This window comes from Niallia oryzisoli (genome assembly GCF_036670025.1).
GTDB classification, from domain to species: Bacteria; Bacillota; Bacilli; order Bacillales; family Cytobacillaceae; genus Bacillus_BD; species Bacillus_BD oryzisoli.
Map to the genome: position 1 here is coordinate 577,710 of NZ_CP137640.1, position 25,466 is coordinate 603,175.

Genomic DNA, 25,466 nt, shown 5'->3' on the forward strand with positions numbered 1-25,466 from the left:
TTTTACTCACCTTGATAAAGCGTAAGATGGAATAAAAAAAGCAGAACAAAAAGACACATGAAGAGTAAAAAAGGAAGAAGTGGAAATAAATCCACTTCGAGCCCTTCTTATTTTAAATTGGGGTTACAAGTAAAGTAGGGATAACCAATGAATCATATACTGCCTTTTTTTCCTTGAACTTCGCCTGTCCACCTTCGAAAACAACGGTATCAATATATCTCCCCACATTATATACTTCAGAATATCCATCGAGTCGAGTTTGGAAAATGGCATAATTGGTATGAACCGTATAGGCGTCTTCTTCCTGATTAATAATCCGGATATTGCTTACAAGGTGGCGGTATACGTGTTTTTCAAAAATGTTGGCCTGACGGTGCGCCGTGACTCGGTCCTTGAGCATCCCTTTGCTATCACAATAGATAATCGAGGCTGGCATATTTCGTTCATAATTCTCCCGTGAAATAATTTGATAGAGACAATCTTCTGTAAAAAACTCCGGCCATTCTTCTAGACGGTTATCGTCAATGCATTGCACATAGGCATGAATGAGTTCTTCAATTTCATCCTTCACTGCACTTAACTCTTTCAATTGTAATTCTTTCATCCCATTTCATCCTTTCCTATTTTAATAACCCATGAATTGTCTATAATTCTTCCAAAAACCGCGGATGGAGCTTTCTGTTGCTCGGAATGACTGGCTTTCCACCCCTGTTCCTCCCATTTCGATAAAAGAAAGTTCTTGATCTGCACCTACAATTCCTTTTTGCACTAACTCTCCAACTCCGCCATCCTCTAAGGATACAAAGCCTGCAGGTCCTACCAAATTGGATTGCTTTAAGCGAATTTTTGTCATTTCCTCACTATCGTCAGCAAAACCAAGGTATGTCCAAACTAATTCACAGGAATCTGTTCCTTTCGGGAGAAGTTGACGAATAGCCAAAGCATTATGAATTTGCTGCACCACCATGTTTGGAAACAATGATTGAATCGCTAAAGTAATCCCGTCAGTAAATTCATTACGACCTACTAGGAGGGAAGGATCCTCCAGTTGATACTTGGAAGAATAAGAACGCAAATCAGAGTTTTTGTAAACGTCCGTGTCTTCATTAAGACTTCCATATGTATAACTTACATGATGGCGGCCAGTTGGATCCAAATCAATCCCACCCTTCTGTGACAAACGATTTACACCGAAGGTAGAGAAAAAGAGATGCAACAGGCTGGCATGATAAGAATCCTTCACATTTTCAAAATAAAGCTTCCAATTATTTTTCATGTCCTGGCGTTGATAACCAAGAACTTTTACAGGACGGCTAAAGATTCGAGACAAATAGCCGCACATTTTTTCTCCTAAATAATCTTGTACTGGTTCGATTTGGTGATCAAAAGAACCGAAGATTATACCCAAATGGGTATCTACTTTAACTTTTTGCAAAGAATGTTTGCCTGTATCAAATCCTTCCGGCATTCCGCCCTGCCCATTCACTCCATTTTTGAAAGGGACACCTTTTAAATCGCCTTTCATATCATAGACCCATGCATGATAAACACAAGTCAATGTTTTGGCATTCCCGCATGTATCCATACAAACCGTAGCGCCTCGATGTGCACAGCGATTGACGAAAGCATGAATGGAACCGTCACTATTTCGGGTTACAACAACGGGTGTATTTCCGATAAAAGTCGTTTTATAATCACCCTTATTTGGAATTTCTACCTCTAAGCCTAAATAGTTCCATGTTGATCCTCTAAAAATGTTGTCCATTTCTTTTTTGTAAATTCCGGGATCATTATAAACCTGATAAGGTACTCTGCTTTCGCCTTCCTCAGGCCAGATTAAAGCATCTTTTTTTGGTTCGTTTGCAGTTGTCATAAGTATCAAGTTCCTTTCATTGTTTATTTATAGTAACTATCGGATTTCTTGGATTGTACATTACAAAGCAGTTGAATAGTTTTCAATAAACCGGATGGATCTGCTATTCCTTTACCGGCAATATCCGGTGCGCTTCCATGACCAATGGATGAAAAAAGGATCGGTGTACCAATTGTAAGGGCAGAGATTTGCTTAAACGCTTTCATTTTCATGGGAATATGGGCTTGATCATGATACATGGCCAGATAAATATCGTAATGCCCCATTTCAGCAAACAGAATATCACTGCCAAAAGGCCCCTTAACATCCATTCCAGCCTCTTTAGCCTGGGTAATAGCAGGAATAATTTCAAATTGTTCCTCTTGTCCATATAACCCGCCTTCACTAGCGTGAGGATTTAGACCCGCTACAGCTATTTTTGGATCATGAATCCCCAACATTCTTCCTGCATAATGGGAAGCCTGAATCGCCTTGAAGACAAGTGGATGCTTGATCAGTTCTAATACTCTTTGCAATGGAACATGGAGGGTAACATTCACAACTCGAAAATGGTCACTGACCAACATCAAAAACGTTTCCTCTTCCTTTGTGTTGGTTAGTTGGGCAATTAAACTTGGATAACCGTCAAAGAAAATTCCTGCTTTTTCAACAGCTGATTTGGTATGTGGTCCGCCTATTACAGCATCTACATCACCCTTTAATGCTAAATCGACAGCTAGTTTTGTATAATCCACCATGGCCTTCCCTGTCATGGAGTTCCCTTCTCCGAATTGAAATCGGTTCATATCAATCGTATCCAAATGGAAAAGATCAATTACTCCTGGGGTAAATTTGGCATTGCTTATCTTCGTGATTGGGTTTAATTGAAATGGGAGTTTAAGCCTTTCTACATAAAAGGAAAGAATATTGAGATCCCCAATCAATACAGGTTTACAAGATCTATATACCGATTCGTCTTGTAAAGCCTTCAAGCAAATTTCCGGCCCAATCCCGGAAGCATCTCCAATAGTAATGGCTAGAACTGGTTTTAAATCCATTTGACACCTCCTTGCGACAAATTGTGAATAATCATAATTTATTGAATTATTCATATTCGCATTATAAAATTAATTCATACATTAAAAACACAGGTTTTTTCGCTATCCGAAAAACAGTGAATTTTTTTTGAGATTTTTTTTGTGGAGGAAAGAAAAATGGGACAACCTGAATTGCTAGCTTCCGTTCAGAATGCAATAAGAATTATGAGAGAGTTTTCCTTTAACGAACCCATGCTAGGGATTACGGATTTAAGTAATCGGTTAGGATTATCAAAGAGTGCGGTATACCGGATTTTACAAACTTTATGTGCAGAGGGCGTCCTTCAACAAAACCCGAAAACGCGTAAATACTATCTGGGTATCACAGCTTTTGAGATTGGGTGTGTCGTATATCACGATATTGAAGTGTGTAATGTGGCATTTCCTTTACTGAACAAACTGATGACCTCCGTTCGCGGTGTGATCCAGCTAGTGATGTATGACCGCGGTAGTGTTGTTTACTTGCTTAAACTACCTGAGGACCGTGAAACACAAATTTTTAACCGAATGGGCAAGCGTGTTCCTGCTTATACTACGGCTTCTGGTAAAGTCTTATTAGCCTTTCAGTATGAAAAAGAGCGGAATAGGGTTTGTTCCGGGAAACTCCAATCTTTCACATCCAATACCATCACCGATCAGAAAGGGCTTGAAAAAGAATTAGAAATGATCAAAGAAAAGGGTTATGCCTTATCTAAAGAAGAATACAGGCTGGGTATGTACTCTGTAGCAGTGCCTATATTTGATGAAGTGACCAAACAAATTATTGCAGCAATTAGTATCACGGGACCAGAAAAATGGTTCTCCTTTTCTGAAATACAGGATAATGTAAAAAAGATGAAATTTTATAGTCGCTTAATCTCCGAACAGCTTAGCCCTAGAGAAGGAGGAATATATTCAGTTCAATGGGATTTAAAAGAATATTGATAAACGTAGTTCTGGTTATAAGCGCCGATTAGAAACATTAGAATCAGCACCGTCTCTCATCCCAAGTATGATTGAGCATGCATTGAAAGAAGGTATATCAGCTGACTATGTTTTAATGGATACTTGATTTATCCAACAACCTCTCATCCAATCGATTGTAGAAATCGGGTTGGATGTGATTGGTATGGTCAAGAATACCAATCAACGATATTTGGTTGATAACCAAAGATTGTCATTAAAAGAGCTCTATTCATTTGCGAAACCGCTTCAAGGTAAACATGGAATTTTTGTTTGAAAGAAGATAGGAGGGTTAAGTGCCTCTTGGTATATACAATTTGGAGGTGCTCCATAAACATGGCTATCAACTGATCAACTGATCAACTGATCAAAGGATATTGAAGTTGTTATAAATCGAGCTAGTACAAGTGGCTAATATGTAAGGGAAGATGATTTCCATATGCACTTTTGATTGTAGGAGTGTTTATTTGTTGGTCGTAATGATCCTTCCAGAATAGATTGGAGGGAATATATACTTTTAGGTTATGCGGGTTACTGACTATGAAAATACCCCACCCCTGTAGGTTAAAAAATATCGAAATACTGATATTCTTTACAGGGGAAGTGGTATTTATCAAAAGGGTATACACTATAGTGCAAAGCTGGGAACCCGGAAGATGCTGCTGTTTAATACCTGAATGTCTTCATCTTGTCATTTGCTTAAAAGCATATGCAGTTTCGCCCGCATATATCGTGACAAGCACCATTGGCCGTAACCAATCGAAACTCCACCGAAACCGTTACTTGCAAGGAGCCGTTCCCGCTCCTTCTCCAGCAATCCGGTCCAAACAGCAGAAAGACCTTGACTAATGATTGCTAGTGCTGATTTTCTTTGTCGCATTGGCTCAGCTCACCTGACCTCTTATTTTTCGTGACTTAAGGGCAATTCCCACGGTTATTCTGTTCGTAGTTCTTCCATGTCGAACACTACCTAAACGACAGCTTTTTGGCAGAGGGTGGCATCTCTGACCCTTTGGGCTTTCTTTTTTATTGTGACTTTAATACAACCTTTTCAGAAAAAGTATGCAACATTTTATTATTATAAATTTACTTTAGAGGAAGTTTTAACCTAGAATGGTTGAATTGTTTAAATGAGGAATTTGCGAATATATCCATAAAATGGCTATAATAAAATAACATAAAGTCAGTGGCTTATATAAGCTACCAAGTAAGAAACCCTTCAAACTGGTTGGTGTGAAGAGCATCTTTTTTGTTTGAGATAATTAGCTATGGTTGCATTTAGGTTGAGGATAAATCTGATTCGGCCGCAATTGTTAAAAAAATAATAACTCATATTATTCATATGTATGCATAGATATTAGCCGTTATTGTGGGCCACTTATTAAAGTAACTGGCAGGTTTGTTGAAGAAGGGATTCTTGCCTTGGCTATGGATAACAGATGTTATTAAACTATGCAGGACCCGAAGGAACAAAAACGGAGGCGCGTAGATGGGAGGCGTGAGTCTAGACAAGCTGGCGAGAAGGTTTGCTCTTTAGTCTTCTTGACGGATTGGCTTATAACCGCGCCGGAGCTGGACATCTCATAAAATATAGAAAAATAAGCACAGGGACAGCTCTACTTCGTCAAAGAGGAAAGAATCCGTCCCTTTGATTAAAAACTTATTTTCTTTTGAGAAGCCAGTCTTGAAAATCGGTGGCAACTATTCTTTCACCTGTGATTCCCTCTGCAGCAGTTGAGGCTAAAAAAACAATCGGCTCGGCCATAACCCTTGGTTCTAATAGCTGGAATTTTGATTCAATCTCTTTTCGAACTTCGTCCGGAATCATCCCGGTAGTAGTGGCACCACCCGGTAAAAGCATATTCACCATAATTCCATATTCCTTTAAATCTTCGGCCATTATATATGAGAGTGATTCAGTTGCTGCCCTCGATGGTCCATAAGGTACAAAACCCTTTCTTTTCATAGTCTCATGATTCATAGAAATATTAATGATTCGCCCATGACCTTGTTCCATCATTAAAGGTGCAAACCCTCGAGCTACTAAAAAATATCCTGTGAGATTGGTATCAATTAAATCTCGAAACCCCTCTGGTGTTACTTTGAAAAATGGCTGAGGCTCGACTAAAAAACGCGGGTTTACTGTCCTCATCCCAATTCCCGCATTATTGACGAGAACATCCAGCTTCCCCCATTCTCTTTTCACCCATTCGACCGCCTGATTGACGGATTGTTCTGATCGAACATCCAAAGGAATTCCAACAGCAGGATAACCCTCGCGCTTTAACTTCTCTACTACTTGATCCAATTTAGTTCCAACTCTAGAAGCTAACGCCACCGTGGCTCCAGCGCGAAGCAAAGCCTCCGCCATGGAAAATCCTAGGCCGCTTGAAGCACCTGTTACGAGGGCAGGATATTTCTTAACTCTTTTGTATTCATATTCATTTTTCCTTCGAAATGTTATGATACCACTGACTAATACAGTATTCTATCTAATCATCACTTTTATACTTTGCCAAAAAAGTAAGCTAGAGGGTTTTCGGGCGCAGTAAAAAAGAGGCAGAATAGGGGAAAATCCATTTTAAAGCGAGGCGGATCAATTTGTATTTAACCTCACTAGAAATAGTTCGGCTATTAGCGAAAGTAACTTAAACTTCCAAAGGGAACTGCATGTTAAAAAGATTTAGACATTAACTTCCACAATAAGCCGTTCCGTTTTAAGCTCAAAATGGTAAATAGGTTATCATCACATGCTCATCAAGAGAACATTTTTGAATGAGTATGATTTCATCCTTTTAAAACAATTTCTATTCTTGGGGTCCTGATGTCAAAACGCGTTTACTATACCCTAAGAAATTTTTGTAAAAAATTTTTTCTACCTAAGCTGTAAAAATCAGGGCTTTTTATCATTAACCACCGTTTTTGCTAAATATCCAGTTGGATATTTATGTTAATACGGTGGAGGTATTTTCCAATAAATACACTTAAAGTAACGGATAAAAAATAGTTTAAAAGGTGAGAAACCAAAAAATGTTTAAGTGATTGTGATGAGCTAAGGATTATAAACACCTTATAGATGACAGAATAACAAACAAAAAAGAGGGTGTTTGTTATCTTTATTCTATTTTTTCTAACAGTGATAATTGTCGTAATAGTAGCTTTTTGTGTGAAAAGGAGAAAGACCAGGCATGAATTGTTTGCGAGTATATTATTTGCTTTAATGATGAATTTTGTTACGGATTTATATCTTGATATTAAATACCATCTTTATTGGTATTTTGATAAAAAGGAGGTTGATTGGGCGTATTTATTTGTTGCCATGGGGCAGGTAGGTGTATTATACATTATTGTTAATTACTTTCCCAATAACGCTGCTACAATTAGAAAATTAATATATGCCATGGTCTGGACAGGAATCCTTGTTTTGCTTGAGTTATATACTGTAAAAATTGAGGTATTACATTATGGTAAATGGAATCCTTGGTATTCTGCAGCAGTGTATTTTGTGTCATTACAGTTTCTTTATTTTGTATTAAAATACATTCAGGATAGTAGAGAAGTTAGTGAAAAAACGAAATGATTTAGCAAAATTCCTATGAGAAACAGAGTAAGAAAAGCTATGTATAAAATTATATCTCAAGCAAAATGTGGGACGACGTTCAAAGAACACATTGTAATTTTAGTTTGTTCAAAAAAATGTGAAGAAATACACTTAAAGTAACTGGCAGGTTAGTGAATAAAGAAATGGTAAAAGGATGTAAAAAGAGGCAAAGTAAAGGTAATAAAGTTTAATATGTTAAAGTGAAAGTAGGAGATGGTGATATGTCAGAAGATGAATTTTTCTCAAATAATGCATCTAATGTTTATGAAATATATTCAAAAATACTCGATTTATTGAAAGAAATTGGACCTTTTGAAATTGAGTTTAAAAAGACTTCTATACATCTTTTGAATAAATCTTCCTTCGGAGGAGTTCATCCAAAAAAGAAATGGTTAGATTTTAATTTAGTAACAAACCATCAAATTGAACACGCGAAGATTACTAAAATTGAACAAGTTTCAAAAAACAGATTTCACAATAACTTTAGATTTCATAGTGAAGACGAACTAAATCAAGAGTTTTTAGTTCTTTTAAAAGAATCATATCAATTAATGAGTTAGTTAGAGAAAGGATATTTATTACCAATGAACAGCATTTTCTTGGGAATTATATCTGGTATAATATTTGGTTTATTCTCTGTACTATTAATGCTCCCGATGAAATTTGAAGATAAACGTATTGCTATTATTGGTTCATTTATTAATCGTTTTACGATTGGTTTCTTAATATCAGTAACTGTTCTTCCTATGTATGGTTGGACAGGAGACCTTGAAATTAAAATGTTTCCTTTCTTCTGACAGACTTATTAATTTCGAAAACAATCCATTCAATCATCTTTTCGTATAGAAAAACTTATTAAGAAACATGCACTAGAAAAAATATAAATCATATATAGGTAATATCCCGTTTGAATGCTTGAGGAGGATATTATGAAACCTATGTTACCTAGTGAAAAATATTTCGGTAATTTAGAACTAGTTTATGCATTTTATGGGGCTATGCCTACTGGTGTTACTGTTTCAGAAACCGGTCGTATTTTCATTTGCTTTCCGAAATGGGGAGACGATGTTAAATTTACGGTGGGGGAAATTGTTGAGGATAAATTGCAGCCTTATCCTAATTTACAAACCAATTTGGTTAATCCCGAGAATATCACAATGACTTTCATCAGTGTCCAAAGTGTAGTTGCTGATGGAAGGGGAACGCTTTGGATATTAGATACAGCGGCACCCAATTTTTCTGAACCTATTAAAGGGGGGGCAAAATTAGTCGCTGTTGATTTAGAAACCAATACAATAAGAAAAGTATATACCTTTACAGAAGATGTTGTCCTGCCTACAACTTATCTGAATGATGTCCGTTTTGATTTTCGTGTAGGAAAAGCAGGTTATGCCTATATAACGGATTCTTCTTCAAGAGGACCAGGAGCTATTATCGTCGTAGATTTATCAAATGGAAACGCGTTTAGACGGTTAAATGGGGTAAATTCAACTTCACCCGATCCCTATTTTTTACCGAAAGTAGAAGGTCAAATTTTAATGAATCGAAACAAAGACGGTTCAACTTCTCCATTTAGATTGGCGTCTGATAGTCTTGCGATTTCTCCCGATGGAAAGATATTATTTTTTGCTCCACTAACCAGTCGTCATTTGTTCTCGATCTCAACAGAAGCCCTAAGAGACAGATGGATACCGGACATGGATTTACCTTATCATGTGAAGTATTGGGGAGAAAAAGGTGCGTCTGATGGAATGATCACCGATGCAAAGGGAACTGTTTATGCTGGAGATTATGAAAACAACAGTATCCGTAAGATATTGCCAAATGGAGCAATGGAAACCATTGCACATGATCCAAGAATACTATGGCCTGATACTTTTTCAATTGGCCCTGATGGATACTTATATGTCATTGTAAACCAATTACATCGGCAGGCCAGATTTCATTATGGAAGAGATTTACGAGAAAAACCTTATAGTTTACTTCGTATGAAAATTGGCGAATTACCTGCTCCAGCCTTTTAATAATGATGGTCTACTTCCTTCACAGCAGTAGGCCTTTTAGATGTTATTCAGCTCTTCTTGCCTTATTATGGATAGATTGCGGCTCCCCTGAAAGATCATAAGCCCAGGTTTCATTCTCTTTCTTAAATGAGTTTTTTATTCTTTACAAATAGCATGAATGACACAGGGCGTCTCCGCATTGGCGGGGGCGCGCTTTTTCCACGTGGACATGGATATGAAAAGACGGAATGAGCATAATTAACCTGGAAAGATAGGGAGTTTTTACAGAACTTATTAAGGATTTCAGGTGAGAAAATATATGTTTGGGAAAAAGAAAAGCAAACCAATCCGTCATGAAAATAAGGACGGCAACCAGCTTTTTCAAAAAAATAATGATTTATCTATAGCTGCTGTCAAGGGCCTGATTTCAAATATGGATGATGGAGAATTGATAGAACACAGGATTAATAAAGACCGGAATATAACTCTTATTTTCATCCGAACATTAATTGACCTGGAAAGGTTAAATGAGTCCATCATTCAGCCGTTAAAAAATTGTTCTGAAGATATGATACATACCTGCATTGCCTCAGTAAAAGCGGCTGCTCTGACCAGCCTTGATGAAGCACAGCAGCTGATGATGTTGGAATATGTGCTCCTTGATGACGGCAAGGGACGCTGGTGGGCTGTTCCATTTAAAAATCCATTAGGGAGAAGCATTGAACAATCGGAAACAGAAACCATTTTATACGGTCCTAAGGACAGCTTCACCGAACAGATTGACCAAAATATCACTTTGCTACGAAGAAGGCTTCCGGTGACTGAACTTAAAACGGAGAAGTTTTCTGCTGGTTACCTGACTAAAGCGAAGGTTGTATTACTGTATGTAGAGGGAATCGCCAATCCAGATATTGTAGATATAGCCCGCAAAAAAATTTCCAAAATAAATTTTGATATGGTGATTGAACAGTCGAATCTGGCAGCGTTTATGGAGGATCACATCCATTCGGTCTTTCCGCAGTTTCAGCAGACAGATCGTCCGGATCAATGTGCCTATTCTCTTGGACTTGGAAAAATCGTCATTCTTGTGGCAAATACACCGTTTGCGTTAGTTGCTCCTATCACCTTTTTTCATTTCTTTCAATCATCAGAGGACTATATCCACAAATGAATGGTTGCCAGTTTCTTGCGATGCCTTCGGTATGTAAGCTACTTGACGTCTATTACATTAATCCCTCTGTATGTTGCGTTAACCACCCATCACTATCATGTCATACCGCTGCAGATTCTGTTTGTTTTATTAGAATCCAGGAGTAAATTGCCATTTAGCCCCTTCTGGGAAGCGCTATTAATGCTTCTGATTCTGGAAATTATTAAAGAAGCCAGTTTGAGGATGCCAACAAAAACAAGCACAACTCTGGGTACAATCGGTGGTATTGTTATTGGCCAGGCATCAGTGGAAGCAGGGTTTGTAAGCAAGGTGTTAATTGTTTTAGTGGGTGTAGCCGCAATTGCTTCTTTTTTAGTTCCGAATTATCTGTTAAGTAAGACTAACACACTCATTCAATTTGTATTTTTAATTTTAGCATCGTTACTGGGAATTCCGGGAATTGTGCTTGGAATGATCTATATGCTCGCACACCTTAATGGACTTACAAGCTTGAAACAGCCATATTTTGCTCCGGTTGCGCCCCTCTATTGGAGAGATTGGATGGATTTCTTCATTCGGGCTCCTATTCCATGGATGAAAAAGCGTCCAGCACATGTACATCCTCTCTTTAGATGGAGATATAACCGAGGAGATGATCACTAGATGGGGGATTTTATATTATTTGATAAGACTGCTCAGCTTGGAAAGGGATATATTATTGCATTCGCTAGCCGTTCACAAATGCTCTATTATATATTATTTTTGCCAAAGTTTTTAGAGATGCCGTATTTATTATTAGGGATACTGGCAGTAGGAATCCTATCTCAGATTAACCTATTTATTTTATCAAAGTGCCTGTCTTCTAAATATACGCAGCATGGGTATCATGGATTCGCTGATCTTTTAGGCCGGAGGACGCTTCGTATAATAGTCTTTGCAGGGATTGCGATCATTTTTATAAAGATGAGTATGATTATTCTGGGGTATGCTGAAATCGTCCATCAATTTATTTTTCCTGCTATGCAGCCGCCGTGGATGATCCTGTTTATTATGCTGATAAGCACCTATATTGCCAGTCAGGGGATGGAAAAAACACTGCGATTTGGCATTATTGCTTTCCTATGTACCTTTTGGATCATCCTGCTTTATATTCCGTATTTCTTTCCTCCTGTAGCTGAGCTGCATGATCTATATCCTTTGATCTCAACAGATTGGTCACATAAACCCTGGAAAGGCATATTAATGGTCTGGTCCTCTTTATCAGGACCGGAGTACTTAATTCTGGTGCTGCCTTGGATAAATTCCAAGCAAAAGACGCTGAGATATTTATCCATTGCAAATGCGATTTCTATTTTAGAGTATTTGTTGCTTTTCTTGGCATGCCTGTTCTTTTTCGGAACCACTTACCTGGGAAAAATAGGTTTTCCGGTAGTTAATATGATCAGATACCTTCAGTCTCCTGTTTTTGAGAGAGTGGAAATTATCATGATTTCCCTGCAAATGTTTAACTATGTTTTCTTTATATCCGTTTTGCTGCTTTGTTTTTATGGAGCCATACGCATTTTTGCAGGAACTCAGTATAAAGAAACTACACGTAAAGGTTTTTACGCTGTGTGCTTGCTTGTCCTGGCAGGTGTGTTTTTAATTCAGCTGTTCTATTGGAGAGAAGGAAAAGAACTAAACCGCTGGGCAAACGTGCAATTATGGTCTGGTGCCTTTACTTATTTATTAATTCCATCTCTCCTCCTGGCTGCCACTAAAATAAAGGGGAGGCGTTCCAGTCTATGAGGGCACTCACTTCATTTATGCTTATATTAAGCAGTATAGGTCTTTTAACTGGCTGTTCTCCTTTTGCAAATGACAATACAGTTGAAGAAATTGCGCCTGTGACATTTTTGTCCGTTGAAGCGGGAGAAGAAAAAGGTAAATTAAAAGTCTCTACATTGGTTCCTCCTATCATGAAGGAAGATAAACAATTTTTTTCCACCGATGTCACATTGTTAGATCAGGGAAGAAGGAGATTTAATTTGAAATATTACCGGGAAATTAAGCTCGGGCAGCTCCGTATGCTGTTTATTGATGAAAAGGTTGCCAGAAATGGAATTGTATCATTGATTGACACGCTATTAACCGATCCAGATGTATCTCCGCGGCTTTATCTCGTTGTATTGAAAGGTGATTTCGAAGCATTTATCAAGAATCGTATGCAGCAACAAAAAGATCTGGATTACTATCTATACAGGATGTTTAAGCATTACGAAAAGGGGCAACAGGGAGAAATTACAGTTACAAATATTCATGAGTTTATGGAAAAAGTGTATTCTCCTTATTCAGATCCGTTCATTCCGATATTCAAGGTGGATAAAGACCATTTTAGCTATGAGGGCACTGGATTTTTTGGGAATGGAAAGTTAAAAGGTGGTTCTGATAAGAATCAAGACCAATTTTTTCAGCTTCTTAACAACTATCATTTTCTTAATAACATGATCATTACACCATTGGACGTCTCTCTGGGGGAAGTTCGTTCACGTGCTACGACACATGTAAATCTACATGAACATACCGTTTCATTTAAGATTCATTATAGTGGCAGAATCGATGAATACCGAGGCAATAAAGACCTGGACAGGCAGGCCAGCATTTACGAATTAGTCGACGAGCTCGAGGGCTATATGGAAGAGGGCACCGTTTCACTGCTGAAAAAATTTCAGGAATTGAAAGTGGATCCCCTTGAAATAGGCGGACAGACGATGAGACCCGCTTCAAAGCCCATGTCAGAAGAAGACTGGATAAAGTTCTGGCAGAGTGCAAAAATAAAAGTTGACTGTTATTTTGAACTTGAACCTTTATCCATTTAATATAGAGTACAAGTAGCTGCGATACATTTCGCAGCCTGTTTTTTTATACCTTGACAATCATTCTGCTGTCGGTGAAGGTAGTAATAAGCTATTGCGGATACCTACGGTATTATAAATTCCTCACAAGTAAAAGCTTGGGTCAAAAAATTGTATGAAGCAGGAAGTACTGAGGCCTTTAAACGATTGGCATCACCGGGTTCAGGGGCTAAGGGGGGGTAGCAAATCCTTTAAAGGGGAAACGTATTGACTTTAGGACAAAATATAGTAAATAATTCCGCTATATATAATCATCTTATGTTATACATATCAACTTACAATAAAAGGGGTGGCGTTTATGAAGTTATTGTTTTTGTACCACTCAGTAGTAAAAAATATCTCGAGGGGAGGAATCATTATGAGGAATGAATGTAAATGGTGTGACGAAGAAAAAGATTTCCTGGTTTATATGAAGTATGAATACAAAGAAGGAATGTATTGTCAAGATTGTAGAGAAAAAATCGCTAATGGTGATTTGGACGAATATTACGAGAGTTTAGAAAATGACGATTATTTTCTAGATCAAGATATACCTGAGCAACCACTGAACAATTAACTATCTGGTGGCGCCTAAAGGTCAGTTCAATAAAGAAAAAAGGTGTCTCTTTTGAGGAAGAATATGCTTCTGTGTCGTAAGTAAACAACTTTTTTCACACCTTTTTTTACTATATTTGTATTGAACAACATAAACATTCTATAGAAGAAAATTATTTCTATAGGAGGTTTCTATGGATCAAAAGGATCAAAGTCGTCAATTAGACCAAATAAAGCAAATGCAACAAATGTTTAAAGCGAACATGAAACCTCAACCTTATCCCATGTACCCTAACTATGGGAAAATCACACGTTACCAAGAAATTCCGATAAGTTTACCTGAACAGCGCCAGCTGCGCCATCCCGGAGTGGAAAAATTAATGGTACCCCTTCCAATTATTGAAAATCCGAACTATAAAGGGAGTGGAAAGTTATCAGGAAAAGTAGCACTTATTACAGGGGGTGACAGTGGTATTGGTGCAGCAGTAGCAATTGCGTTTGCTAAAGAAGGCGCAGATGTTGCTATTTCATACTTAGATGAACATGAGGATGCAAATAGAACAAAAACGAGGATTGAACAACTCGGACAACGTTGTTTTCTAATGCCTGGTGACTTGCGGGACAAACAACAGTGTGTCTCCATTGTAGAACAAACAGTAAATACGTTTGGACGTCTCGATATTCTTTGTAACCACGTTGGTATCCAATTCCAACAACTAAGTCTGCTTGACATTACAGATGAGCAATTCGATGACACCTTCAAAGTTAATATATACTCTCATTTTTACACAACAAGAGCAGCGCTTCCTCATTTAAAACCGGGCAGCTCAATCATTGGCACATCTTCAGTGGTGACGTATGTAGGTGAGCAGCAAATGATTGATTATACGGCAACAAAAGGCGCAATAGTTGGTTGGACACGTGCCTTGGCTAAAAATGTCGTGAAACAAGGGATCCGTGTCAATGCCGTCGCCCCCGGCCGAATTTGGACCCCGCTTATTTCAGCAAGTTTCTCGTCAGACCAAGTCGCTGTATATGGAGCATTTAATCCAATGGAACGAGTTGCCCATCCATTTGAACTCGCACCAACCTTTGTCTATCTTGGTTCTGATGATTCTCGTTTTGTTACTGGTCAAGTTCTTCATGTTGATGGGGGAGAATCCACACATTCCTAATGGAAGGGGGTTACCATTTTGAGATATGAATTTAATCCAGAAGTAAAGTTATTGCTAGTAAACCAATCAAATGAAAAAGTAAAGATGGTCTATATGGAGGATTCCTGGCCAATGTCTAAAATTGCACTTAGACCACCATACTATTGCTACCCAAGTTACGAGCTGAATTATCCAATAATCTAAATAATAACACTTGACACTTGCATTTTTTAGAGGTGATATTAAAAAATGCAAGTGTCAACAAGTGTATAAAAATATTTTTTTTGTATTTTGAACTATTATCAGAACTCAAAAAGGTACAAGCGGCATCAAGGGAAGAGGCAGGTTGTATAAAGTATGACTTGCACCAATCTGAAGACCAAACTTTTGTTTTATATGAAGTGTGGAAGGATGAGGAAGCGCTGGAACACCATATTCAGTCTGCTCATTATCAGGAATACAGGAACAATATTGCAGACCTTGTATCAACTAGAGAAGTGTATAAGCTAAAAATAATGGAATAAGTTCAAAGATGGAGTGGCGGAACCGTCGGAAAAACCTGTTATATGCAGGTTTTTTAGTTGTCTCTTTTAAGATGGGAGCTTTTCGCCGTATCTCCTTCGAAACAAATCTTTTGATTTGGACAGACCAGATGGCTAATATATTAATATCGCGAATTACCGATTTGGCGTGATGCTTTCAGATCATCTATCCAGCTTCCATTGGGATAGTGATAATCGATATAGAAAGAGGCAAATGACATTGAAGCAGGAATTGGAACGCTTAAATGATGAACAAGCCGTTGAAATTTTTAAGGCATTGTCGAACCAGACGAGGGTGAGCATTCTTCAAATGTTAAAAGATCCCGACAGTCATTTTTCACCGCAAGCCCATATTATTGCTGATGAAGGATTTGAAGGCGGGGTTTGCGTAGGGGATATCCGAAGCAAGGTCGGGATTTCGCAATCCACTACTTCACAGTATTTATCGATTCTGTTGCAAAGCGGACTGGTTGAAATGAAGCGAATCGGACAATGGACGTATTATCGCCGTAATGAGGAGACGATTAAAAAGTTCGAAAAATACATTGGTACAAAAATTTAAGGAGAATTGAAGTGAGTTTATTACAGCATCGAGCATTTAACAGGTTGTACCAACAGGATAAAATGACGCTTGGTTTCGCGATTCCGACGGCAAGGATGTCCAAATATCCGATTATGGAAAATCAGCTGTCGCTTGCCCGCAAAATTGAAGACCATGGTTTCGCGGCATTGTGGCTTCGGGACGTTACGATTCAGAATTTGAATATTGATGATAATGGTCAAATGTATGATGTATGGATTTATTTGACCTATCTTGCGGCCCATACCAAGGATATTGCACTTGGGACGGCGAGTGTGGTCCTCCCGCTGCGCCATCCTGTCCGAGTGGCAAAGGAAGCATCATCTATTGACCGGTTGTTTCCCGAACGCCTGATCATGGGAGTGGCTTCAGGAGACCGGGATAAAGATTTTACAGCTTTGGGAATATCCATGCTCGAAAGTGGAGGGCTGTTTAAAAAGAATTATGCATTCCTTGAACGGCTGTTAAAGGAGGACAATCCGACAATCAACAGCGATTTAGGCATCATCGATGGAACGGATATGAGAATGATCCCCAAACCTTTTTCTTCGATTCCGACCATGGTGACAGGATTCAGCAATCAATCGATTGAATGGATCGCCCAGAATGGGGACGGCTGGGATCCAGTACCCGAGGATTATCCCACAACAAACTCAATTGATTAACGAGTATCGCGAGTTGTCGGAAATTCACGCCCCAGGAGTGTTTAAACCTTTCACTCAGACTTTATTTATCGATTTATCGGAAAATCTCGATTCGTTTCCTGTTCCGATTCAGATTAGTTTTTAAAAAAATTAGATAAGGGAAGAAGATGAACTTATGTCTAAACATGCAAATAAACTAAACGAAATTCCATTCTCGGTGCTTGATCTTTCACCGATAACAGCCGGAAGTACTCCTGCTGACTCTTTCCGCCATACATTGGAACTCGCACAGCTTGCTGAAAAACTTGGTTACAACCGTTTTTGGCTCGCAGAACATCATAATATGCCGTTTATCGCCAGTTCCGCCACTTCTGTGGTGATGTCCCATGTGGCAGCCGGTACATCAAAAATCAGGATTGGTTCAGGAGGAATCATGCTGCCGAATCACGCACCGCTCGTCATCGCTGAGCAGTTTGGCACTCTTGAATCATTATATCCTGGGCGAATTGACCTTGGTCTGGGGCGGGCACCCGGTACAGATCAGGGGACCGCTCGTGCATTGAGACGCGACTTGGGAAGTACCGGAAATGACTTTCCTGAGCAATTAGCGGAACTCCGCGGTTATTTTGATCCATCCCTGGCACAAGGGAACCCTATAAAAGCGATTCCAGGTGAAGGTTTGAATATTCCAGTCTGGCTGCTGGGTTCAAGCGGCTTCAGTGCGCAGCTGGCCGGAGAACTGGGTTTGCCATTCGCGTTTGCCGCCCATTTCTCGCCACTTAACACTCTGGGTGCTCTACAGATCTATCGCAAGGCGTTTAAGCCTTCGAATGTTCTCGATAAGCCGTATGCGATGGTGGCATTGAATATCATTACAGCAGAAACGGATAAAGAGGCAAAGCGCCTTTTTACAACAATACAGCAGCAATTTTTGAATCTGATGAGTGGCAACCTTACACCGCTTCAACCACCGGTAGATGACATATCCAAAGTGGCCAGCAGCTACCAATTAAAGGCTCTCGAGCAGCAATTAGGCTCATCGATTGTTGGCAGCCAGCAGACGGTAAAGGACAAGCTGCATACATTTTTGGAGGAGAGCCAGGCAGATGAAATCATGGCCATTGCCCAAGTTTACGACCACAAAGCTCGCCTGCATTCATACGAGCTTCTGGCAGAAATTACAAAAAGCGAAAGGTAAAAAGGAGGACATCAGCAAGGAAACCTTTTTGATTTTTCTAGGGCATTGAATATGGATGAAACCGTGAAATCAGGTTATGAGGTTGTTTACAGGATTCCTTAATTAAAAAGATAAAAGTTGTTATTTCTATGTGCCGCAAGCAGGATTTGACATCACGAATTCTTCCAAAGGGCATCACCATCATTAAACACGTGACAGAGCGATACTAACTGTTTTTATACCCTCATATATCTAGCAGAAACATATACTAAACACGGTGGATTACTTGTATTAATTGTATAATGAGAATAATACCAACGATGTTTTATAATTTTAAATTAATACTTCAAAATGAATTTTCAATACAAAAAATGTTTTAAGAAGGAAGGGTTTTTACTATGTCATTAAATGGTAAACGAGTAGTTGTTTTAGGGGGTACTTCTGGTATTGGTTTAGCAACTGCCAAAGCGTTTCTCGATCAATCTGCTCAAGTGATCATTGCCAGCCGTTCTGTTTCCAAATTAAATGAAGCAAAACAAGTTCTTGGTGGCAATGTGGAAGGAATTGAAATCGATTTTCGAAGCGAAGAAAAAGTGGCAGAATTTTTCAGTGTGGTTGGAAAATTTGACCACCTTGTGGTAACCGCAGGAGAAGGAGCAATGGGGCACTTTAGTGAATTGCCTGTTGCAAGTGCTAAAGAGGCATTTGATAGTAAGTTCTGGGGGCAATATATTACCGTCCGTTCAGCACTTCCGTATTTAAACAAGGAGAGCTCAATCACCTTAACCTCTGGTGTATATGGCGTTCGTCCTCCTCAAGGCGCTACTACGTTAGCGGCAATCAATTCAGCCATTGAAGGATTGGTTCGAGGACTTTCCGTAGACTTAGCCCCTATTAGGGTAAACGTGGTTTCACCTGGAATTGTAGACACTCCAATTTATGCTGGAATGCCAGATGATCAAAGGCAAGCACTGTTCAACGGCATTGCACAACAGCTCCCTGTTGGACGTATTGCAAAGCCGGAAGACATAGCTGAAACCTATGTATACCTTGCTAAAAATGGTTTTACTACTGGTACGGCTGTTCTTATTGATGGTGGAGCCCGCCTAGTATAATGGCCTAAATGGATGTTGAACGGAAGCTTATCATCCTGCCAAGCAGCTGTTCTAACTAAAGCAGAAATAAGGTAAGAATTAAGTAATATACTGGTGGCAATACTGCAAAAGAGTAATGCCACCTTTTTTGTTAATAGGTATAAAAAAACAAAAGGAAGTGTTGATTTTTAATGAGTCTACATGACAAAAATAAATTAACAAAAATAAAAAATTCCCTTGAAAGTCGTGTAGTAACATTGCCTGATGGAACTTCTCTGCCAAGAATAGGACAAGGAACCTGGTATATGGGAGAAAATCCTCAAATGAGAGAAAGGGAAATCAAAGCTTTACAACTCGGAATTGAATTAGGCATGAAACTAATAGATACAGCGGAAATGTATGGTGATGGCGATTCTGAACGGTTAGTAGGTGAAGCTATTAAAGGACGAAGAGATGAAGTCTTTTTAGTATCAAAGGTTTATCCTCATCATGCAGGATTAGATATGATTGCCAAGGCGTGTGAAAACAGTCTAAAAAGGCTGGGAACCGATCATCTTGATTTGTACCTTTTACACTGGCGAGGACGTGTGCCATTAGCAGAAACCATTGAAGGAATGGAAAAGTTACGCAAGGAAGGAAAAATAGTAAGGTGGGGAGTCTCCAATTTTGATTCCGATGATATGAAAGAGTTATGGAACACCACTAACGGAAAAAATTGTATGATTAATCAAGTATTATATCATCTTGGTTCAAGGGGTATAGAGTATGATCTCTTACCATGGCAGCGAGAACATCACATGCCTATTATGGCGTATAGCCCGCTAGCTCAAGGAGGTACTTTAAGAAGACAACTGTTAACGGATCCAACCATTTTAGAGATTGCAGAAAAGTACGCTGTACAACCCTTACAAATCGCTCTCGCTTGGACAATCCGGTCTAACAATTGTCTAGCTATTCCAAAAGCTGTACAAGAAGAGCATGTACTAGAAAATGCGGAAGCTGCTATTATTGAATTAACAAAAGAGGATTTAAATAGACTTGATGAAGTATTTCTGCAACCGACTAGAAAAATGCCTTTGGACATTTTATAGAAATTTTGAGGATAGACAGGAGAGAAGGGATTGAATTTGTATGTCAACAGAGGTATCGGGAAAATATACTCCATGCAGCGCAGAGGAGGCTCCCGGCCTAGGATTCTGAAGTAAGTAAATACACTGACTAGGCCGATGGGTAATAACAAATAACAGAAAAAGACCTTCTCCCGATACTTCTTTTGTGTTAACAAGAATACGACTACCACAGGGTGGTCGCTGCTCTCCTAGCAACTACTGGATTACATTTTAGGTAACACATTCGCCCTATTGTCAGTTAGGAAGTCCTGCTGACTTAACTAAGACGAGTTTTTAATTAATCATTCCGGGATACTCCCACAGACCAAGCTGCCCTTTTGCAGGAATAGACTCCTTTAATGTGCGCATCCCTTCCACTTCCCAGGCGTAACCGCCTACCCGATAATCACCTAACAAAAATTCAATACCGGAAACAACTCGCCCATCTTCCAGTACCGCCCAAGTTTCATTGTTTTCAACCACTCTTATGCAATTTTTCAGTTCACAGACGCCAATGATCACACCTGTCGGGAGGTCTTCTCCTGAATATCCGTGTTTTTGGAGCAGCTCCTGGACCCTCGGGTAGCTGCAGGCGGCCTTGTCCGGTTTTTTGCTCGTATGAATCGCTAATGGACCTCGATAGTTGGTTCTCCATGTCCTCGTTTCATATTTGGACTCGCCAAGGACAAACAAACTAGCCCAGGGCTGAATCATTGATAGAATTTTCATTTAGCACGTCCCCAATCAGAAAAATGTATGACTAGGGTTCCCTTAACGAAGGAAAGTATATACTTGCTTCGTTACATCATTTAAATTTGTAACGGTCAAACTGTAACTTCTTCGAAAAGTATCTATAATTTTAGGAAGATAGGATAAAAGAGGCTTTTACATAAAAACAGAGCAAAGAAAAAGGGTATGGGATCTTCATATTTGAAAAAATCGGGGGACGAATGTTTCGATTAAGCAATCATTACCAAACAGATGAATTTATGATCATCAACATTGTTTATGACTACAGCTCAAAAGTTAAAACGTATACTTTTTTAGCGGAAAAGTTTCTGTAAAATGTCCCTTATTAAGGCTTAGGCTTCCGGGACTCTAGCATCATCATTAGCGGCTATAGAGTAGGGAATCCACGATTTAGAACCCACATACCCTGCTTCATAAAGCCGATGAAGCAGGGTATTCCCGCAAATGCATCGTTTAACCTACTCATAACCCGTTGAAGTAGGGAATCGACGATTTAGTACCACTTACCCGGCTTCATAGACAAATACACAATTCTTTTATCGCTAAATCAAGTGATGGTTTATTTGTAGGATTCAAATATGTACGGAGTACTATTAGATGTTATTCAGCTACTTCTAGCCTTTTCCGTTCAACCAAGATGAAGCTTTTGTCCTAGTCATAATTAAATTTGCAGTTGACTTTCTGAACTGTAAATATTATAGTTACAGTATAGTTGCTTGCATAATATATTTGGTATTGTTTTTTTGCAAAGTACTAATCGTTTTTTTTGGTGAAACTGTAATTTTTTATTTTACATTTCAGTCTGGTCAAACCAAACGGTTTAATCACATAGACTACATGCTGGGCTGATCGGTAAAGCAATTACTAAAAATATAATCAAGGGAGTGGAAAAAATGGTGAGGCTTTATGTAACATCAAGTTGTTCTTCCTGCCGTAAAGCAAAAGCTTGGCTTGAGGAACATCAAATTGATTATATTGAAAGAAATATCTTAACAGAACCCATTACACTCGACGAGATTAAATCCATTCTTCGCATGACAGAAAATGGCACGGATGAGATTATCTCAACTAATTCAAATGCATATCAGGAATTAGACGTAAATATTGAATCGCTTCCGCTGAAAGAATTATATAAATTGATTATGGATAATCCCAAGATGCTGAAAAGGCCAATTATCCAGGATGAAAAAAGATTACAGGTTGGATTTAATGCAGAAGAAATTACAAGTTTTCTTCCGCGTAAACTACGTAAATTCACCTATATGCAATCGTATAATGTAGCCAATTAACAGAGAATTTTGAAGTACTTTGCTTGACAATGAAATCTGTAATGCTTATTATTACAGTACTTCTTGCTTTATTGAAAGAAATTCCTTAACGGCTTAGGAGGCTGCTTATGAATAGTGATTTTACTCTAGCCATTCATAGTTTAACTTATCTTGCTCTGCAGCCGGATCGGATGTCTACAAGCGATGCTATATCGGAAAGTGCTGGAGTACATCCAGTACGGATTCGCAAAGTCCTTAGTTTGTTAAAAAAACATGGATTCATAAAATCCAAAGAAGGAACAGGCGGAGGATTTATTTTTGTCCTTGATTTAAGTGAAGTAAATCTGTGGGATATATATAAAATCACATCTGAAGGCGCATTGCAGCCTAAATGTCCTAATTCAAACGAAAATTGTATTGTGGGCGCAAATATGAAAAAGGTACTCTTTAACATTTTCTTTGGTGCAGAAGAACATCTCGGGGAATATTTAAAGCACTATACCATTAAAGACGTTGTCGACCTTATCAATCACGCGGAATAACCAGTCTGACGGAGGGCCGAGCCTTCTCTTTATTATAAATGTAATAAAATAAATTACAGTTACTTCGCGGTTTAGCCAAAAAATTTAGAGAGGTGAATAAAGAATGATTGCAAATAAAGACTCAATTTTAAAAGCAGGGGATTGGGTAAAGGGAAAGTCAATCGATGGGGAGCTGCTAATAGGTTATATAGAATCTCTTGCTATCCAGGGTGGGGCTCTGAAAGTAACGGTCGTTACATCTGATAATGAGATGACTGTTGGGAAAACTATTCTAATGCAGAGCAAAGATGTGAAGAAATTGCCGGAATCGAAAGTATCAAACAAAGAGCAGATTCGTTTTCTGATTGACTTGGCGCTTTCTACAGGAGATGAGGAATGGTTTATTGAATTGTCTTCTCAGATAAACTCCATGAGGCAGCTTGTTGATTCCATTAGATAACGTAAAAGAAGAAATGTCGAATCGGTAGGATCTGTGCCTGGTGTGATAGATAATATTGTCGAAAGGTTTTCCTTTCGGAAAAACAAAAAGACCCCAGTTTACTTCATGTTGTAAGATAGAGATACCTGACAGGGAACCTCAGCTTACATTCCAACAAGAGGAGATGAAGTAAATGGGGTATTACTTTAATAATATACAAGGAAAGAAAGGTAGTCAATTCAGTTCACAATTAAGAGGAGTCAATTTGGAGAAGGTATTAATTGTTTCGATAGATGCTGCAAAGTACTTTCAAAAGGCGTTGATATGTAATTACTTTGGGGATGTTCTAGAGAAGCCTTTTTTCTTTGGACTAGATCAGCTAGGGATTGATTTAATCTGTTCTAAGATAGAAAGATCTCAAAAGGAGATTGAGGCAGAAAGAATCTTTGTTGGTATTGAAGCTACTGGACATTATTATGAGGATATTGTTCGTGAGTTAGGAAAAAGAGGTTATAAAGTAACCATCATTAATGCGGCAACAACTTATGAGGAAAGATTCAGTGCACTAAACTGGAGTAAAACGGATGATTTAGATCTATATGCCATTGCCCATGAACTTATCCAAAACAAAGGAATGGAAAATAGGCTGCCAGAAGGTCATTATCGTAAACTTATGACATTGACCCGTGCACGAAGAAGCGAGGTACGAAAACGTGCTTTATTAAGAGTACACATCAGAACACTCATGGATCATATTTGGAGGGACTTTCAAGGTTACATAGAAGTGGAAAACAACAAGCCGAAGAAAAAGCTGATATTTAGTGATTTCTGGGGACAATCATCCTTATTCTTCCTTGAGTTCTATCCTCATCCTTCGGATGTACTAGAACTAGGAATCGAAAAGCTAACCTCAATAATAAAGGAGAAGAAACTAAGAATACGTACATCTACTATTCAAACTCTTTATCAAGTGGCGCAAACCTCAATTGTAAAAGAGAAAGAGGAAGTATCCGTGGAACTCTTATTATTAAGTATGGCGATTCAGGATATAAAAAGGTTGTCTGAGAATATAAAAACGCTAGAAAAGGAAATAGAAACAGCGCTACTTCAAACAGATGGACGACTGCTTCTAACTGTGCCTGGAATTGGTGTTATTACAGCGGCCGAATTTTATAGTGAGCTAGGAGATATATCAAATTATGAAAATGCTGGACAGTTAATCAAGAAAGCCGGTACAAATCCGATTATTATCCAATCTGGAGGAACTAGTGGATTCTATGGCAAGATATCTAAACAAGGGAATAAGAACTTACGTTTTATGGTGTACACAGTTGGCAAATGTCTAGCCCAGCATAATAAGGACTTGCTTCCATATTACTTAAAGTTAAAAGAACGTGGGAAGCACGCTAGAAAGGCCTATATAGCTCTTGGGAACAAGTTCATCCGAATTGCCTTTTCAATGTTAACACATAAAAAACCTTTTGATTCAAAGCAGAATGGCTACAGTATATTTGAAGAAATCAAGAAAAAGCTAAATTTTACTAAAATAAATACTTACTTGAATATCGCTTTAGCTGCCTAATGTAAATAAAAAATAATGAATCTCTCTTCTGGGACCAAGGGAAAATCGGTATGGTGCCGGAGGCAGTAAGACCTCGAGTGACAGCATGATTTACCTTGTCCTGTAAATGCGAATTGTACGTTAATATTTCCGGTTTGAACTAACCAGGTTGCATCAATGCAGAATTGAAGCAAGGTAGTATTCTCTATTCAGGTCCGAGAAGAGATGATTCATTTATAGTGTTTTCTGTCAGTTGCTTATGGTAATTTTTGTAAAATGATCGTAAGTTGTGTTACCTATGCACAAAAATCTAAAATTCTTACTTGACATAGTACGCTGTCACTTCCCGAAGTTCCTTGCAAGGTTCGGGGAGCGACAGGCACTTTTTTCACCTATCCAGCCAATCACCCATAACTGAGTGAGGGGTGATTCAAGTGTTGGACCGTAATCAAATGGACAAAGCTGCTTATCATCAACAGTTTTTTCGGCCATCTTGCTTGCCGGTAAAGCAGGTGATCAGATGATAAAGGTTCAAAATACAGTATATCGTTGTC

Annotated in this window: 25 protein-coding genes and 3 pseudogenes; 22 read left to right on the forward strand and 6 right to left on the reverse strand. The window is 38.7% G+C overall.

Annotated features, from left to right (window positions below):
* Positions 1–112: 112 nt before the first annotated feature.
* The 3 genes from R4Z09_RS02865 to R4Z09_RS02875 are packed head-to-tail and all read right to left on the reverse strand — an operon-like array spanning position 113 to position 2,910.
* Complete coding sequence (locus R4Z09_RS02865) at positions 113–604, reverse strand: aromatic-ring-hydroxylating dioxygenase subunit beta (protein WP_338450886.1); 492 nt, start codon at positions 602–604, stop codon at positions 113–115.
* Between the two features lie 21 nt (positions 605–625).
* Positions 626–1,873 carry an aromatic ring-hydroxylating dioxygenase subunit alpha gene (locus R4Z09_RS02870; RefSeq protein ID WP_338450887.1) on the reverse strand — a complete coding sequence of 416 codons (1,248 nt, stop codon included), beginning with the start codon at positions 1,871–1,873 and terminating at the stop codon, positions 626–628.
* 23 nt (positions 1,874–1,896) lie between these two features.
* Positions 1,897–2,910 carry a PdxA family dehydrogenase gene (locus tag R4Z09_RS02875; protein WP_338450888.1) on the reverse strand — a complete coding sequence of 338 codons (1,014 nt, stop codon included), beginning with the start codon at positions 2,908–2,910 and terminating at the stop codon, positions 1,897–1,899.
* A gap of 156 nt (positions 2,911–3,066) precedes the next feature.
* On the opposite strand from R4Z09_RS02875, the pseudogene R4Z09_RS02880 reads away from it, so the two are divergent.
* Both R4Z09_RS02880 and R4Z09_RS30975 read left to right on the forward strand, forming a co-directional pair.
* A pseudogene (locus tag R4Z09_RS02880) lies at positions 3,067–3,798 on the forward strand (IclR family transcriptional regulator); the annotation flags it as partial.
* 46 nt (positions 3,799–3,844) lie between these two features.
* Positions 3,845–4,159, forward strand: a pseudogene (locus R4Z09_RS30975) (IS4 family transposase); the annotation flags it as partial.
* A 423-nt stretch (positions 4,160–4,582) separates the two neighbouring features.
* Here R4Z09_RS30975 and R4Z09_RS02885 read toward each other — a convergent pair.
* Both R4Z09_RS02885 and R4Z09_RS02890 read right to left on the reverse strand, forming a co-directional pair.
* The gene (locus R4Z09_RS02885; protein WP_338450890.1) at positions 4,583–4,771 is read right to left on the reverse strand and encodes a hypothetical protein; all 189 of its coding nucleotides are present in this window, start codon (positions 4,769–4,771) and stop codon (positions 4,583–4,585) included.
* A gap of 780 nt (positions 4,772–5,551) precedes the next feature.
* Complete coding sequence (locus tag R4Z09_RS02890; RefSeq protein WP_338450891.1) at positions 5,552–6,262, reverse strand: SDR family oxidoreductase; 711 nt, start codon at positions 6,260–6,262, stop codon at positions 5,552–5,554.
* Positions 6,263–7,057: 795 nt separating this feature from the next.
* Here R4Z09_RS02890 and R4Z09_RS02895 point away from each other — a divergent pair.
* From R4Z09_RS02895 to R4Z09_RS02970, 16 genes and pseudogenes are all read left to right on the forward strand, one after another.
* Complete coding sequence (locus R4Z09_RS02895) at positions 7,058–7,471, forward strand: CBO0543 family protein (protein WP_338450892.1); 414 nt, start codon at positions 7,058–7,060, stop codon at positions 7,469–7,471.
* 242 nt (positions 7,472–7,713) lie between these two features.
* Complete coding sequence (locus R4Z09_RS02900) at positions 7,714–8,052, forward strand: DUF5655 domain-containing protein (RefSeq protein WP_338450893.1); 339 nt, start codon at positions 7,714–7,716, stop codon at positions 8,050–8,052.
* Positions 8,053–8,076: 24 nt separating this feature from the next.
* Positions 8,077–8,289, forward strand: coding sequence for a hypothetical protein (locus tag R4Z09_RS02905; RefSeq protein ID WP_338450894.1), 213 nt, complete (start codon positions 8,077–8,079; stop codon positions 8,287–8,289).
* A 132-nt stretch (positions 8,290–8,421) separates the two neighbouring features.
* On the forward strand, positions 8,422–9,516 hold the full coding sequence (locus tag R4Z09_RS02910; RefSeq protein ID WP_338450895.1) for an L-dopachrome tautomerase-related protein: 1,095 nt from the start codon (positions 8,422–8,424) through the stop codon (positions 9,514–9,516).
* A 298-nt stretch (positions 9,517–9,814) separates the two neighbouring features.
* A pseudogene (locus R4Z09_RS02915) lies at positions 9,815–11,308 on the forward strand (spore germination protein).
* Positions 11,309–12,433, forward strand: coding sequence for a GerAB/ArcD/ProY family transporter (locus R4Z09_RS02920; RefSeq protein ID WP_338450896.1), 1,125 nt, complete (start codon positions 11,309–11,311; stop codon positions 12,431–12,433). It begins immediately after the preceding pseudogene.
* Positions 12,430–13,503, forward strand: a complete 1,074-nt coding sequence (locus R4Z09_RS02925; protein ID WP_338450897.1) for a Ger(x)C family spore germination C-terminal domain-containing protein — start codon at positions 12,430–12,432, stop codon at positions 13,501–13,503. Before R4Z09_RS02920 ends, R4Z09_RS02925 begins: the two co-directional genes overlap by 4 nt.
* A 394-nt stretch (positions 13,504–13,897) precedes the next feature.
* Positions 13,898–14,095: a hypothetical protein gene (locus tag R4Z09_RS02930; protein ID WP_338450898.1), complete on the forward strand. Its 198-nt coding sequence runs from the start codon at positions 13,898–13,900 to the stop codon at positions 14,093–14,095.
* Positions 14,096–14,267: 172 nt separating this feature from the next.
* Positions 14,268–15,248 carry an SDR family oxidoreductase gene (locus tag R4Z09_RS02935; RefSeq protein WP_338450899.1) on the forward strand — a complete coding sequence of 327 codons (981 nt, stop codon included), beginning with the start codon at positions 14,268–14,270 and terminating at the stop codon, positions 15,246–15,248.
* Between the two features lie 18 nt (positions 15,249–15,266).
* On the forward strand, positions 15,267–15,431 hold the full coding sequence (locus R4Z09_RS02940; protein ID WP_338450900.1) for a hypothetical protein: 165 nt from the start codon (positions 15,267–15,269) through the stop codon (positions 15,429–15,431).
* Positions 15,432–15,511: 80 nt separating this feature from the next.
* A complete protein-coding gene (locus tag R4Z09_RS02945; RefSeq protein WP_338450901.1) occupies positions 15,512–15,751 on the forward strand; it encodes a putative quinol monooxygenase in 240 nt (79 codons plus the stop codon).
* A 232-nt stretch (positions 15,752–15,983) separates the two neighbouring features.
* Positions 15,984–16,331: a metalloregulator ArsR/SmtB family transcription factor gene (locus R4Z09_RS02950; protein ID WP_338450902.1), complete on the forward strand. Its 348-nt coding sequence runs from the start codon at positions 15,984–15,986 to the stop codon at positions 16,329–16,331.
* A gap of 11 nt (positions 16,332–16,342) precedes the next feature.
* Positions 16,343–17,014 (forward strand): LLM class flavin-dependent oxidoreductase, encoded by a 672-nt coding sequence (locus tag R4Z09_RS02955; RefSeq protein ID WP_338450903.1) that lies wholly within the window; start codon positions 16,343–16,345, stop codon positions 17,012–17,014.
* A gap of 154 nt (positions 17,015–17,168) precedes the next feature.
* Entirely contained in the window at positions 17,169–18,191 is a 1,023-nt protein-coding gene (locus R4Z09_RS02960; RefSeq protein WP_338450904.1) for an LLM class flavin-dependent oxidoreductase, read from the forward strand.
* Between the two features lie 377 nt (positions 18,192–18,568).
* On the forward strand, positions 18,569–19,285 hold the full coding sequence (locus R4Z09_RS02965) for an SDR family oxidoreductase (protein ID WP_338450905.1): 717 nt from the start codon (positions 18,569–18,571) through the stop codon (positions 19,283–19,285).
* 170 nt (positions 19,286–19,455) lie between these two features.
* Positions 19,456–20,355, forward strand: a complete 900-nt coding sequence (locus tag R4Z09_RS02970) for an aldo/keto reductase (RefSeq protein ID WP_338450906.1) — start codon at positions 19,456–19,458, stop codon at positions 20,353–20,355.
* A 312-nt stretch (positions 20,356–20,667) separates the two neighbouring features.
* Here R4Z09_RS02970 and R4Z09_RS02975 read toward each other — a convergent pair whose 3' ends face one another.
* A complete protein-coding gene (locus R4Z09_RS02975; RefSeq protein WP_338450907.1) occupies positions 20,668–21,102 on the reverse strand; it encodes an ASCH domain-containing protein in 435 nt (144 codons plus the stop codon).
* 914 nt (positions 21,103–22,016) lie between these two features.
* Here R4Z09_RS02975 and spxA point away from each other — a divergent pair.
* From spxA to R4Z09_RS02995, 4 genes are all read left to right on the forward strand, one after another.
* Positions 22,017–22,412 carry a transcriptional regulator SpxA gene (spxA, locus tag R4Z09_RS02980; protein WP_338450908.1) on the forward strand — a complete coding sequence of 132 codons (396 nt, stop codon included), beginning with the start codon at positions 22,017–22,019 and terminating at the stop codon, positions 22,410–22,412.
* 107 nt (positions 22,413–22,519) lie between these two features.
* Positions 22,520–22,933 carry an Rrf2 family transcriptional regulator gene (locus tag R4Z09_RS02985; protein ID WP_338450909.1) on the forward strand — a complete coding sequence of 138 codons (414 nt, stop codon included), beginning with the start codon at positions 22,520–22,522 and terminating at the stop codon, positions 22,931–22,933.
* A 103-nt stretch (positions 22,934–23,036) separates the two neighbouring features.
* Positions 23,037–23,372, forward strand: coding sequence for an IDEAL domain-containing protein (locus R4Z09_RS02990; protein ID WP_338450910.1), 336 nt, complete (start codon positions 23,037–23,039; stop codon positions 23,370–23,372).
* Between the two features lie 172 nt (positions 23,373–23,544).
* Positions 23,545–24,933 carry an IS110 family transposase gene (locus tag R4Z09_RS02995; RefSeq protein WP_338450911.1) on the forward strand — a complete coding sequence of 463 codons (1,389 nt, stop codon included), beginning with the start codon at positions 23,545–23,547 and terminating at the stop codon, positions 24,931–24,933.
* Positions 24,934–25,466: the final 533 nt, after the last annotated feature.